The following is a 13589-nucleotide window of genomic DNA, read 5'->3' on the forward strand; positions in this document are numbered from 1 at the left end:
CGGCATGCCGGCCGACAAGCCCAATCAAAAACTGGTGGTGGCGGTATCGTCTCGAGCCTTGTTCGATCTCGACGAGTCGCATCGGATTTTCGAAACCCAAGGCAAGGAAGCTTTTTGTCGCTATCAGATCGAACACGAGAACGAAATTCTCGAGCCAGGTTTCGGATTCGCGTTGGTTAAAAAGTTCCTGGATCTGAACCTGGCTTTCCCGGACGAACCGCTGGTGGAAATTATCTTGCTGTCGCAAAACAGCGCCGATACCGGGTTGCGGATATTTAACAGCATCGCCCATCATCAACTCAACATCACCCGGGCCGCCTTCACCAGCGGCGTCTCGCCTTATGCGTATATTTCGGCGTTCGGCGCCCATCTGTTTTTGTCCGCGAATGGCGACGATGTGCGCAAGGCGCTGGATGCCGGTTGCCCGGCGGCGACCATCGTATCCGGGGCGGCCAGCAATCCGACCTCCCAATTGCGGATCGCGTTCGACGGCGACGCGGTCTTGTTTTCCGACGATTCGGAGCGTATCTACCAGCAACACGGCTTGGCGGCATTCGCGGCCAACGAACGTAACGAAGCCCATACGCCGCTACCGGGCGGGCCGCTCAAAGCGTTTTTAAGCGCCCTGCACCGGATACAGACCCATTTCGGTCCGGAAACCGCGCCGATCCGCACCGCGCTGGTGACCGCGCGGGCCGCGCCCGCCCACGAACGGGTGGTGCGGACCTTGCGCGCCTGGGAAATTCGGATAGACGAGGCCTTGTTCCTCGGCGGAATGCCCAAGGGGGCGTTTTTGAAAGCCTTCGGCGCCGATATTTTCTTCGACGACCAAAAAGGCCATTGCGACTCGGCGGTGCTGCATCAGGTGGCCGCCGCTCACGTCCCCAACGGGATTACGAACCGACCCGAATCTTGAAACGGTTAAACCACGGATTGTGCTCCACGCAGGCTAGCAGTGTCACGGATTTGAAATGAGCCAGCGCGATGTCTGTTTGGGTGCCGTATTTGCCGGGCGGCAGGATGATTTCCGCAGACGCGCTTTCGGCGTCGATCAATAAAGCGCATTGCTGTCTGCCCAGTGGGTTGTCGATCGCGTAAGGTTCGATTTTTCCGGGTATCGGTTCCAGCAGCAACAAGCTGGCATCCTCGAAAAGCGTTTGTTGGCGGATGATCACCAATTTGGCGGCGAGTTGCTCGCGATACAGTAAGGCGATATCGCCGTTGCCGAAGCTGCCGGTCGTGCTTTCCGCCACCAGGAATTGCTTGCTGGTCGAACGCAGCAGGCGAACTTCGAAGCTGTCCAGATGGCCGGCGCCGTTCGACTTCGGCGATTGGTTGAAAAAGCTCTTCTCGTGTTCCAGCGGCATCAGCGTCATATTGTGCAATGTGGCACGGCTGCCATGATTTTGCTCGCTTAAGCGCATGATTTTGGAGAGCCGGTCTTCGCCCTGCAGATAGCCGCTCACCGCGGCGAAACCGGTCAATAGCCGGGCGGGCTGAGCGGGGCCGATGGTGAGCGACGAAAAGATCTGGTCGTAGCCCAATAAATGCTGAGCCAAGCGATTGCGGGTGGCGACCGCCATGTCGACGCTGATTTCGCCTTGTTGCAAGGCTCGCCCCAAGCGCTGGGTGGAGATCGCCAGCGAGTCCTTGGGCAACGGCCATTTCGGATGCCTGCGCGGTTTGGGTTCGCTGTCGGTCAATTCCCAATAAAAGTCGAAATCGCCGACATCGTGGCGGTTGAATTGCAGTAAATGCTGAGTCTGTCCGGCAAATTGGAACAGCTGATCAATTTCGGTTTCGGAGTAACGGTTGGGAGCGCAAAGTGTGAATAGCAGATTGCGTTTGAATACGGCGTCCAGTGTGCCGGCGTTTTTAAAATCCGCGACTTTGACGGAAATTGCTTGATTCAGCCAGCGTTGTTTTTCGGCGAGCACATACAATTGCGCGGACTTTTTCCACAAACTTGCCGACGGCGCTTCGTAAAAACGGGCGCCGGTTCGCAGGCAAAAACCGGCCAATTGCAGCGCATAAAACATCGCTACCCGGCCGCGTTCCCCATCGTCGCTCAAACCGGAGGCGAGGCGGGCAAAAGCCAAGCTGGCGTGGCGAAACAGTTGTATCGCCAGTTTGGCGGCCTTGCAGGATTTGGCGTTCGCCGGCCATTCGGCACGGGCAAAAACCGCCAAGCCTTGCGCCAGATGCAGTGTGGGCGGGACCATGCCGATCATGGTTGCTAGCGGATTGTCGCCGCTTAGCGGCGAAGTACTTAAGGTCTTCCAGGCTTGGTTGAGGCGATTCGCAGCGTTAGCGGGCGGCAGCGAACTGAGCGATTGCAACCAGGCGGTTGCCGATTCGGATTCGAGCGGAAACGGCAGCGAAGTTTGGGTGGGCATGAATCGGCCGACGGAGCTATGACGAAATATTTCCAAGTTTAGCTTAGCTTGACGGTTCGCGGCGCGGCAATTTTGCGAGGCGAGGTTCGCCGCATACAATGGCCTCCATTTGCGTCGAAACCCATTCCATGTCCCAACTTCCCCGATGGACCGCCTACTTGATCGCGCCGACGGCCGGCGCGGCGCTGACCTTGGCGTTTTCCCCCTACGATCTGCCCTGGCTGGCCTTGCCGGCGCTGGCTTTACTGTACTGGACTTGGCTGGACCGATCGGCGAAGCGTGCCGCCGTACTGGGTTACGGATTCGGTCTAGGTCTGTTTGGTAGCGGTCTGTGGTGGGTTTACATCAGTATCCACGATTTCGGTGACGCCGAACCCGCCGCCGCTACGGCGTTGACCGGCTTGTTAATCGGGGCGTGGGCGGTTTTTCCGGCCTTGGCAGGCTACCTGGCGGTCAAGTTCAACGCCGGTGCCAAGGCATGGAGCCGAGCGACGCTATTCGCGGCGGTGTGGGTCGTGGTCGAATATTTACGCGGCGACTGCTTGCTAAACGGCTTTCCTTGGTTGTTGATAGGCTATGCGCAGTCGGATACGCCGTTGGCCGGCTACGCGCCGATCGTCGGCGTCTACGGTGTGGGGTTTTTGCTCGCGCTGTCGGCGTTCGCCTGGGTGGAGATCGTTGCCGGGACGATCCCTTGGCGGCGAGGTTTGCCGGTGGTATTGCTGATGTGGTCGGGTGGAGCGGTTTTGCGCGGCGTGGCCTGGACCGAGCCGGCCGGCGCGCCGTTTAAGGTGACTTTGGTGCAAGGCAATGTCGGCCAGGATCGAAAATGGGACGTCGATCAACGCGCCGGCACTTTGAGCCTCTACCGGGATTTAACCGAAGCGCATTGGGATTCGGACGTGGTGATTTGGCCGGAAACAGCGGTACCGGCCTTTTTAAACGAAGTGCAAGCGGAATTTATCGAGCCCTTGCGCGCCGATGCGCTGCGCCACGGCACCGAACTGGTGTTGGGACTGCCCAGCGGTGGACAGGGAAAACACTATTACAATAGCGTGCTGGCCTTGGGCGAGAACCAGCAGCTCTATCATAAACATCATTTACTGCCGTTCGGCGAGTATTTGCCGCTACAACCCCTGTCCGGCTGGATCTTGGACCTAATGGCGATACCGCTCGGCGACTTTGCCGCCGGCGCCGACCGCCAGCCCTTGCTGTCGGCCGGCGGCTATCGATTTGTGACCACCATTTGCTACGAAGACGCCTTTGGGGAATTGGTAGCTCGCCAAATCGCCGATGCCGCCTACATCGTCAATCTGACCAACGACGCTTGGTTCGGCGACTCCGCTCAACCGTATCAGCACCTGCAAATGGCGCGGATGCGAGCCCTGGAAACCGGCCGCTATTTGGTCCGAGCCACCAACACCGGCGTGACCGGCTTCGTCGGCCCCGACGGCCGCATACTCTCCGTCGCGCCGAGCTTTACCGCTACCACAGTGACCGCCGACATCGTGCCGATGCGCGGCGTCACGCCCTACGCGCGCTTCGGGGACGTATGGGTGTTGGCGGTGTTAGTGGCTGGGGTGGGGGCGCTAAAGATAGGGTGGCTTGTCATAAAACCGTAACCAGTCTGTCACGGTACTTTCTCATTCCGGCTTTAGGCTGGCGGACGTTAACCGATTCGCCGCTTCCAAAAACCAAGGCGCTAGGCGAGGCGCCGCTATTCGCCCCCGAGGACATTCCATGCGCAACCCCCACCCTTTATCGTTGCTGTCGGCCGGTCTGGCAGCCGCGTTGTTGACTCTATCCGTCGCGGCGGTCGCCGAAACCACGGTCGAAAATGCCGACTATTGGCGGCAAAACGGCCAGCACAGCATTCGCGTCGCCGAAGAACTGCAACCGATCGATCGTCACGCCAAGAACGTAATTCTGTTTGTCGGCGACGGCATGGGCATCTCGACCGTGACCGCGGCCCGCATTTTCGAAGGCCAAGGTAAGGCCGACAATCGCGGTGGCGAGGAAAATCTGCTGAGTTTCGAAAAAGCGCCCTACATGGCTTTGTCGAAAACCTACAGTGTCAATCAGCAAACTTCCGACTCGGCGCCGACAATGACCGCGATGATCACCGGCGTCAAGACCAACGACGGTGAGTTGTCGGTCAGCATGGAAGTCGCGCGTAAGGAGAAAAGCGCGGAAGTCGTTAACCAATACAAAGTCAAAACCCTGTTGGAGCAGGCCGAGGAGCGCGGCCTGTCCACCGGTATCGTCTCGACGGCTCGGATTACCCACGCTACTCCGGCTGCTTGCTATGCGCACACGTCCGAGCGGGATTGGGAGTCCGACGCGCAAATGCCGGCCGACGCCACCGTTAGCGATATTGCCAAGCAATTGGTCAATTTCAGCTACGGTGACGGCCTGGAAGTCGCGATGGGCGGCGGTCGTAGCATGTTCCTACCCAATACCCAGACCGACCCGGAAGACACCGCCAGCAAGGGCGGTCGCAAGGACGGCTTGGATCTGACTCAGCAATGGCTAAGCCACTACGCCAAATCCGCCTATGTTTACGATAAAACCGGTTTCGATGCGGTGGACGCGAAAAGCACCGATCATCTGTTGGGGCTGTTTGAACGTTCGCACATGGAGTACGAAACCGATCGAGCCAACGACACCGGTGGCGAACCTTCGCTAACCGAAATGACCGAAAAAGCCATCGATATTCTGTCGAAAAACCGTAAAGGTTACGTGCTGATGGTGGAAGCCGGCCGCATTGACCACGCTCACCACGCCGGTAACGCTTACCGGGCGCTGGCGGATACCGTCGAGTTGTCCAATGCGGTGCGCAAGGCCGTCGAAAAAACCGACGCCAAGGATACGCTCATCGTCGTCACCGCTGACCATAGCCACACCTTTACCATCGCCGGCTATCCGGGACGCGGCAACCCCATTACCGGATTGGTCAAGGAACCGGGCGCGACGGTCTTCGCCAAGGACAGCAACGGTTTACCTTATACGACGCTGGGTTACGCCAACGGCCCCGGCTACCGTGGTCCCAACCCCCGCCCGGATTTGACAGACGTCGATACATCACATCCGGACTTCTTGCAGGAAGCCGCGATACCGATGGCTAGCGAAACCCATGCCGGCGAGGACGTTGCGATTTACGCTTACGGCCCGAAAGCTCATCTGTTCCATGGTGTGCAAGAACAGAGCTACATCTACCACGTGATGGCGCGGGCGCTGAAATTGCCTGTCGGCCAGTAAGCGTTGGTTGACTGCGTTGTAGGGGCGCCAACCGGCGCCCTTTTTTATGTTTGGAGTATCGATGTTGAAAACCGTATTTTCCGTTTGCTTGGTTTTGCTGATGAGCTTGACCGCATGTCAATCCCAGTTGCCGAGCCCTTTGCAAATTCAGGCGGTGGAGGCGATGCCGCCGCTGGCGGCCGAATTCGAAACCGAAGTACTCGAAACCGACACGCACGGTGACGAGACGACGCGAGTGTATCGTTGGCGTTTTGTCCGCCACGCTGATCGGGTGGAAACCCACAATCTGAGCGACGACAGCGGCGAAGTTTGGCGACGGCTGGCCGGCGGCGACATCGCTTATCAAAAAGTATTCCACGGTCAACGCCAAACCATCGACTATCAGCCGGGCGATTTGAAAGCCCTGGCGGCGGTGCCCGATTGGCGGGCGGTCGCCACCTTGCTTAGTCCCGCCGAGCTCGATGGCTTACAGGCGGACGGCGAGGAATCCGTGCTGGGACGGGTCGCCTTGCGATACCGGTCGGGTCAGGGCGAAATCGAAGAACTTTTGTGGTTGAACCGGGAACAACTGCCGGCTCTGATTCGACGCCAGGAGCGCGGTCATCTGTTAGTCACCCGTTTGGTGGCACTATACCCGACTGGACAAGCGCCCTGGCCGGAACCGCGCGACGAGGACTACGGACACACAGACTATGCCGATCTCGGCGATAAGGAGGGCGATCCTTTTGTCAAATCGATCTTACCGACGCTGAAAGGCGGCCATCATCACGAGCATTAACTGGATGAGTTCGGTAATCAGGGGAGGGCGGTTGGCGGTCTGTCGTAGATTCGGCACACCGCGAGCTTGGTTAAACCGCTACTTTCGAGGTGCAATGGGAGTATTTGGTTCGTTAGACCGGATTAGCGTTTTGGCAAGGGTGGTGTAATACGTTTCATCAAATCTTAACCGAACTGAAACTTGAATTTCTTGTGTGCTGGTTAACATCTTTTTCGCAAGGGCGACAGGCCGCCTCTTGCTTTTTGAAAAAAACCAACGACCCGCACTAAAGGAATTTGATTATGAAAGAGTTTAGATTGACCCTGATCGCCGCTGCCGTGGCGTCTCTGATATCGCCGCTTGCGGCTAACGCCGCCGAAACGGCGTTCGACAATTTCACACCGTTGACCGCTTCCGCTGGCCCAGCCGCTAACGAGGCGTCACCGATAACACTGTCCAGCCCTAACTTTACCCAGGTTTCGATTGCCGACCGTTCGACTCAACTGGCGCAAGGCCAGAGCAATAGCGGCAACTGGGACATGATTACCGCCAATGAAACCGGCCCGAACGCCGGCCGATATTTATTCATGCCGTTCGAAACCGGCGCGGGCGGGGTGCAACGTATCGATTTGCACGATGCGAACTACAACACGCGCACCACAACCATCGTGGCGTCCGGGACGCAGGACTTTGTCTCCGGCGACGCTTCTCGTTGGGCGCCGTGGGGTGGCTATTTGACCGCCGAGGAGTCTTGGGGAAACGGCAGCAGCAAAGGCCGCTTATTCGAAGTAACTAATCCGACCACCGCGACAGCAAACGGCGGCAACTTCGTGCAACGTAGCATTCTGCCGCGAGTGTCTCACGAAGGTTTGGCGTTCGATAGTGGTAACAACCTGTATTTCGTCGACGAGTTGAATGGCGGATCGATCTACAAATATGTTTCAGCCAATCCGCTTGCCGATAATGGCGACGATTTCTTCGCGGCTGGTCAAACTTTCGTCATGAAGGTCGGCGTCGGCGGACAATTCGAAGGCAATAACGGTCCGGCGATTACCGGAGCATTCTCTTGGGAAGCGATCACCGATGTCAACGGCGGCGTTCTGGCCGGCGTGTCGGTATTGGCCAGCGACGGCACCATCGACGGCCGTGCTTCCGCCGACGATAACGATGTATTGGCGACCGGCTTCAATCGTCCAGAGGACTTGGAATTTCAAAACTTGGGCGGAAATCAGTTGATCTACTTCACGACCACCGATTCCGATACCAACGCGAATACCACCGACGGCCGTAGCCGCATTTACAATTTCAACGTGGCGACACAGTCGTTGAGCTTGTTTGCCGATTCCAACACTATCGATTTGGCGACCGGTTTAGCAGTCGGCGGTGGCTTGCGGAATGCCGACAATCTGGCGATCGACGCCGAGGGAAATATCTATATCATCGAAGATCGCGATGGCGCGGTGGATGACGATATCTGGTTCGCTAAGGACATCAACAAGGACGGCGATTTGCTGGATGCCGGCGAAGGCTTGGCGCGTTGGGCGTCGAACGGTACTACGGGTTCCGAGTTTACCGGTTTGTATTTCGATAAGTTCAACCCGAATGTTGCGTACGTCAACATTCAACATCCAGCCAGCGGCGTGGACCGTACGATGCAAATCAACGCGGTGCCGGTTCCTGGCGCGGTTTGGTTGTTCGGTTCGGCCATCGTAGGCCTGATCGGCTTGCGCCGCCGGGGCTGATTCTCGTGAGCGGGCAGGGACGCCCGCTCAGTCTTAATCTCCACCGCCCGTTAACACTCCGGTCGCTACCCGGTGATCCGTGCCTTTAGGTAGATAGCCGGGAATTGGCCGGCATTTCAAGCAGAGAAACGATATGAAATTTGGATTCAAAATGATGGCCGTGCTCGGCGCATTATCGGTTGGCCCCAGCGCCGAAGCCGCGGTGATAACCCAGTGGAATTTCAATTCCGATCCGGCCGACGCGGCCACCGGCACCGGTGTTACCACGCCCGCGGTCGGTATTGGCGGCGCGACATTGTTGGGCGTCACCGGCAGTTTTAGCAGTGGCGATGCCAGCGGCGGCTCGTCGGACCCGTCGAGCGGTGACGATAGCGGCTGGCAAACCACCGGCTACGCAACGCAATCGGTTGGCAACAAAACCCGCGGCACGCAATACTTGGTGAGCACGCTGGGCTTCGAGAATATTACGGTCAGCTACGATCTGCGGCATAGCAACACCAGCTCTCGTTACGAACAAGTGCAATACACACTGGACGGTTCTATCTGGAACGATGTTGCCCAATTCGACGGCAATGCCGGCGACACTTGGTTTAACGGCCGTAGCGTGGATTTCAGCGCAATCGCTGGCGTTGCCGATAATCCTCTTTTTGGTGTGCGTATCGTCGCGGCATTCGCGCCGGGTGGCACTGGCTATCTGGCATCCGATGCGACCAAAACCTACGGGGCCGCCGGTACCTGGCGCTTTGATATGGTTACCGTATCGGGCAGTGAAATTGCGGCGGTACCGGTGCCGGGCGCGGTTTGGCTGTTCGGTTCGGCTCTGATTGGTCTGCTCGGCGGCGCGCGTCGCAAGGCTTGATCGCCTGTCGTAAACCCGCTGTTAGCAAGCTAAAAAGCCTCGGTTAAACGAGGCTTTTTTTGTTGAGCGCCGGCTTATTTATGAATTTCACTATGCAGCGCCCGATACTCTTCGGTCAATTTATGGCTGGGCGCGTAATGGATTAATGGTTGGGCATCCGAGTGCGATTCGCGGACTTTGACCGAGGTCGATATCTTGGTTTCCAACACCGGCAGGCCTTCGGCGATCAATTCCTCGACGAGCTGGCGGGGCAGGTTGGCTTGTTTTTGGTATTGGTTGACCACGATGCCTTCGATTTCCAATTTGTCGTTGTGGTCGGCCTTGACCTCGGCGATCGCCCGCATCAAGGTGTACAGCGCTTCACGGGCGAAGGTGTCGCAATCGAACGGAATCAGGCATTTTTCGGCCGCGATCAGCGCGGATTGGCTGTAAAAATTCAACACCGGCGGCGTATCGATATAAATATGTTCGAAGCCTTCCAGCTTTTCCAGCGCTTCCTTCAACTTGAAGATTTTGTAACGCGATTCCAAGCGGCCTTGCAGCGCTTCCAGATCCGGATGAGAGGGGATGATATACAGGTTCGGGAACGGGGTTTCGTGTATCGCGCTTTCCAGGCCTTCCTTGCCGCCGCCGAATAGGCCCAGTCCCAGATTGTCCTTAAAGAAATGAGCGATGGTCTTATCCGGGTCGCCGACTTTGGCGCCCAGCAGGTACTGTGTGGAGTTGCCCTGAATGTCTAGGTCGATGACCAGGGTTTTTTTGCCTTCCACGGCACTGATGGCCGCGAGATTGCAGGTGATCGTGGATTTGCCCACGCCGCCCTTCTGATTGAAAATCACCCTGCGCATGATTACCCTCGACAGTTAGCAAATAAAAGCCCGCATTATAAGGTTAACGCTTGTAATATCAACAGCGTGAGAACCGGGTGCCCTTGCATTCGGGACAATCGGGCAGCACGCTGGTCGATTTGAAGGCGATTTGCTTGCCGCAGGCATCGCAGACGAAGGTGCCGGGGCCGGTGACGTCGCCGCTTTGATAGGGGTGGTACTGCTTGGCTTCCATTTCCAGCGCCGCCAGTTTGACGCGGGTTTTGTCGGCGATGCTCATAAAGGCGTCGAGCGCGAAGTTTTCGATCAGCTTGAGGTCGAACTTTAGCCACTCCGACCATGAGTCGTTTCGGTCTTCCCGTTGCGGCGAGGCGGCGACATGTTCGACGTCGCGCATCACGTAATCGGCGATTTTATTGATTTCCTCTTGGGTATGGCCGCCCAGTTCGCTGGTTTTTTCCTTGGCGATTTCCAATGCGTCGGCGACCGTATGCAGGGTATCGTCCATTGCTTCGTAGAGATGGCCCATCAGATCGTCGTACGCTTTGGTCAGTTTGCTTTCGCCCATGGTTGCTCCCGGTTGTTATAGTGATTTGAGGCTTTGGATTTACCCGCCTCTAAGGTATTCTAGCGCCTTTTTATAGCATAAGACGAACAGGATGGAAGAGCATTACAACCCCACGGCCATCGAACAAAAAGTCCAAGCCGAGTGGGAAAAATCCGGGGTTTTTACGGCTGTCGAGAACACCGGCAAGGAAAAGTATTACTGTCTGTCGATGTTTCCCTATCCCAGCGGCAAACTGCACATGGGCCACGTTCGCAACTATACGATAGGCGACGTCATCAGCCGCTTTCAGCGCATGCAAGGCAAACATGTGTTGCAACCGATGGGCTGGGACGCCTTCGGCTTGCCGGCGGAAAACGCCGCGATGCAGAACAAGGTGCATCCGGCCGATTGGACCTATTCCAATATCGACTACATGCGCGATCAGCTCAAACGTTTGGGCTTCGGTTACGACTGGAGCCGCGAGCTGGCGACTTGCGATCCGGACTATTACCGTTGGGAGCAGTGGTTCTTCATCCGTTTGCTGGAAAAAGATCTGGTTTATAAGAAAACCGCGCCGGTTAACTGGTGCCCGCACGATCAAACCGTACTCGCTAACGAACAGGTCATCGACGGTTGCTGCTGGCGCTGCGACACGCCGGTCGAGAAAAAAGAAATCTCGCAGTGGTTTTTGAAAATCACCGCTTACGCCCAGGAGCTGCTCGACGACTTGCAAAAACTGCCGGGCTGGCCCGAGCAGGTGCGGACGATGCAGGCCAACTGGATAGGCCGTTCCGAAGGCGTGGAGATGGATTTTGCCGTGGAAGGTTTCGAGTCGCCGATTCGAATTTACACCACCCGTCCCGATACCGTGATGGGCGTGACTTACGTCGCCGTCGCGGCCGAACATCCGGTCGCGCTGAAAGCCGCCGAAAGCAATGACAAGGTAAAAGAGTTTCTGGAATCCTGTAAGCAGATGGAAACCTCGGAAGCCGCGATGGAAACCATGGAAAAACGCGGCGTCGATTCAGGCTTCCAAGCCATTCATCCGCTGACCGGCGAATCGGTGCCGGTGTGGATCGCCAACTTCGTGTTGATGACTTACGGCACCGGCGCGGTAATGTCGGTGCCGGCTCATGACCAGCGCGACTACGAGTTTGCCAAGAAATACGGTATTGCGATCAAGGAAGTCATCGCGTCCGCCGACGGTAGCGACGACAGCGTGGCCGACAAGGCTTTTACCGACAAAGGCGTCTTGAAAAACTCCGGCGAATTCGACGGCCTGGATTTCAAACAAGCTTTCGACGCCATCGCCGCCAAACTGGCAGGCCTCGACAAAGGCGAGCGTAAAACCAACTTCAGATTGCGCGACTGGGGCGTATCCCGCCAACGTTACTGGGGCGCGCCGATTCCGGTGATTTATTGCGACGACTGCGGTACCGTGCCTGTGCCCGACGAGCAATTGCCGGTGACCTTGCCGCGCGACGTGGTGCTGGACGGCTCGCAATCGCCGCTGGCCGCCCACCCGACCTTCCCCCACACCGCATGCCCGAAATGCGGCAAAGCGGCACGGCGGGAAACCGATACCTTCGACACCTTCATGGAATCGTCCTGGTACTTCGCCCGCTACGCCAGTCAAGACTGCGATACCGCGATGCTGGATCAACGCGCCAACTACTGGTTGCCGGTCGATCATTATATCGGCGGCATCGAGCACGCAATCTTGCATTTGCTTTATGCGCGCTTCTACACCAAATTGCTGCGCGATGAAGGTTTGATCGTCTGCGACGAGCCGTTCAAAAACCTGCTGACCCAAGGCATGGTTGTCGCCGAGACCTTTTATCAGCACGACGAACACGGCCATAAAAAGTATTTCAACTTGACCCAAATCGAAGTCGAGCGCGACGCCAAAGGCAAAATCGTCGGCGCCAAATTGCTGGAAGACGGTTCGCCGGTCACGGTCGGCGCGATCGAGAAGATGTCCAAGTCCAAGAACAACGGGGTCGATCCGCAGGTGTTGATCGACAAATACGGCGCCGACACGGTACGCTTGTATACGATGTTTACATCGCCGCCGGACCAATCCTTGGAATGGAACGACGCCGGCGTCGAAGGCGCGTTTCGCTTCCTGAAGCGTTTGTGGCGACAAGTGTATCTGCACGTCGAAGCCGGCTTGCCTTCGATCGCCCTAGACAAAGCCGCGCTAAACGACGATCAAAAAGCCCTGCGCCGTCAGTTGCATCAGGCTTTACAAAAAGTCGGCGACGACATGGCGCGCCGCCACACCTTCAACACCGCGATTGCCGCGAACATGGAGCTACTCAATGCGCTGAACAAATTCGAGGATGACAGCGTTAACGGTCGGGCGGTGCGTCAGGAAGTATTGGAAGCGATCGTGTTGATGCTGGCGCCGATCATTCCTCACGCGGCACAACAGCTTTGGAACGAATTGGGCCGCGATAGCGACATCGTCGTCGCTTCTTGGCCGGACATCGACGAATCGGCATTGGTGCAGGACAGCGTCGAGATGGTGGTGCAGGTCAACGGCAAGCTGCGCGGCAAATTGTCGGTAGCGGCTGCGGCGACTAAAGAGCAAGTCGAGGCGCTGGCTTTGGCGGATGCCAACGTGCAACGCTTTTTGGAGGGTAAACCGATCAAAAAGCTGATCGTCGTGCCCGGTAAATTGGTGAATATCGTTGTTTAAGTTCAGCTTTCGGCTGTTGGCCGGCATTCTTCTGATCTCGGCGGGTATGAGCGGCTGCGGTTATCATTTACGTGGCTCGGTCGATATGCCGGAAGCGATGAAGAACGTTTACATCTTCGGCGCGTCGTCGCAGCTGCAAAACCAGATGCAGTCCATCGTGCGCGCGTCTAAAGGTAAGATCGTGGGTTCGCCGAACGATGCGGGCGTCGTGGTTAAGGTATTGAAGGAAGACATGCGCCGCCGGACTCTGTCTATCGGCTCGACCGGTAAATCCAACGAATCGGAGCTGGAATATTATTTGCGCTTCCAGATGTACGATAACCAGGAGAAACCGTTGATGGAAGAGCAGACCATCGAGATGAGTCGCGAGTTTTTCAACGACCAAACCGCGATTTTGGCCAAGACCAACGAGGAACAATTGATCCGCTCCGAGATGTACAAGCAAGTCGCCCGTATGTTGTTGGCTAGGGCCAGGATAGCCGTCGACAATCAGAAAAAATAG

The 13589-nt window shown here is 57.1% G+C and carries 11 protein-coding genes; 8 read left to right on the forward strand and 3 right to left on the reverse strand.

Annotation, left to right across the window (positions count from 1 at the left end):
• Positions 1 to 4: 4 nt before the first annotated feature.
• The gene (locus ACP4CD_RS22400; RefSeq protein WP_426992703.1) at positions 5 to 916 is read left to right on the forward strand and encodes a 5'-nucleotidase; all 912 of its coding nucleotides are present in this window, start codon (positions 5 to 7) and stop codon (positions 914 to 916) included.
• Here the strand turns inward: ACP4CD_RS22400 and ACP4CD_RS22405 are convergent.
• A complete protein-coding gene (locus ACP4CD_RS22405) occupies positions 894 to 2396 on the reverse strand; it encodes a hypothetical protein (protein ID WP_426992705.1) in 1503 nt (500 codons plus the stop codon). The genes ACP4CD_RS22400 and ACP4CD_RS22405 overlap by 23 nt on opposite strands.
• 128 nt (positions 2397 to 2524) lie before the next feature.
• On the opposite strand from ACP4CD_RS22405, the gene lnt reads away from it, so the two are divergent.
• The 5 genes from lnt (at position 2525) to ACP4CD_RS22430 (ending at position 9012) form a co-directional block, all read left to right on the forward strand.
• Complete coding sequence (lnt, locus tag ACP4CD_RS22410) at positions 2525 to 4018, forward strand: apolipoprotein N-acyltransferase (protein WP_426992706.1); 1494 nt, start codon at positions 2525 to 2527, stop codon at positions 4016 to 4018.
• A 118-nt stretch (positions 4019 to 4136) separates the two neighbouring features.
• Complete coding sequence (locus ACP4CD_RS22415; RefSeq protein WP_281021194.1) at positions 4137 to 5654, forward strand: alkaline phosphatase; 1518 nt, start codon at positions 4137 to 4139, stop codon at positions 5652 to 5654.
• Between the two features lie 61 nt (positions 5655 to 5715).
• Positions 5716 to 6432 carry a hypothetical protein gene (locus ACP4CD_RS22420; RefSeq protein WP_426992708.1) on the forward strand — a complete coding sequence of 239 codons (717 nt, stop codon included), beginning with the start codon at positions 5716 to 5718 and terminating at the stop codon, positions 6430 to 6432.
• Between the two features lie 281 nt (positions 6433 to 6713).
• Entirely contained in the window at positions 6714 to 8153 is a 1440-nt protein-coding gene (locus ACP4CD_RS22425; protein ID WP_426992710.1) for an alkaline phosphatase PhoX, read from the forward strand.
• Positions 8154 to 8286: 133 nt separating this feature from the next.
• Positions 8287 to 9012 carry a hypothetical protein gene (locus ACP4CD_RS22430; protein WP_313730851.1) on the forward strand — a complete coding sequence of 242 codons (726 nt, stop codon included), beginning with the start codon at positions 8287 to 8289 and terminating at the stop codon, positions 9010 to 9012.
• Between the two features lie 74 nt (positions 9013 to 9086).
• Here the strand turns inward: ACP4CD_RS22430 and ACP4CD_RS22435 are convergent, their stop codons facing one another.
• Positions 9087 to 9860: a ParA family protein gene (locus ACP4CD_RS22435; RefSeq protein ID WP_426992712.1), complete on the reverse strand. Its 774-nt coding sequence runs from the start codon at positions 9858 to 9860 to the stop codon at positions 9087 to 9089.
• A gap of 58 nt (positions 9861 to 9918) precedes the next feature.
• Complete coding sequence (locus ACP4CD_RS22440) at positions 9919 to 10407, reverse strand: zinc ribbon-containing protein (protein WP_426992713.1); 489 nt, start codon at positions 10405 to 10407, stop codon at positions 9919 to 9921.
• A gap of 91 nt (positions 10408 to 10498) precedes the next feature.
• Here ACP4CD_RS22440 and leuS point away from each other — a divergent pair, with 91 nt between their 5' ends.
• A complete protein-coding gene (leuS, locus tag ACP4CD_RS22445; protein ID WP_426992714.1) occupies positions 10499 to 13087 on the forward strand; it encodes a leucine--tRNA ligase in 2589 nt (862 codons plus the stop codon).
• The gene (gene lptE, locus ACP4CD_RS22450; protein ID WP_426992715.1) at positions 13080 to 13589 is read left to right on the forward strand and encodes an LPS assembly lipoprotein LptE; all 510 of its coding nucleotides are present in this window, start codon (positions 13080 to 13082) and stop codon (positions 13587 to 13589) included. Before leuS ends, lptE begins: the two co-directional genes overlap by 8 nt.

It is taken from the genome of Methylomonas stagni, assembly GCF_050154735.1.
GTDB lineage: Bacteria > Pseudomonadota > Gammaproteobacteria > Methylococcales > Methylomonadaceae > Methylomonas > Methylomonas koyamae_A.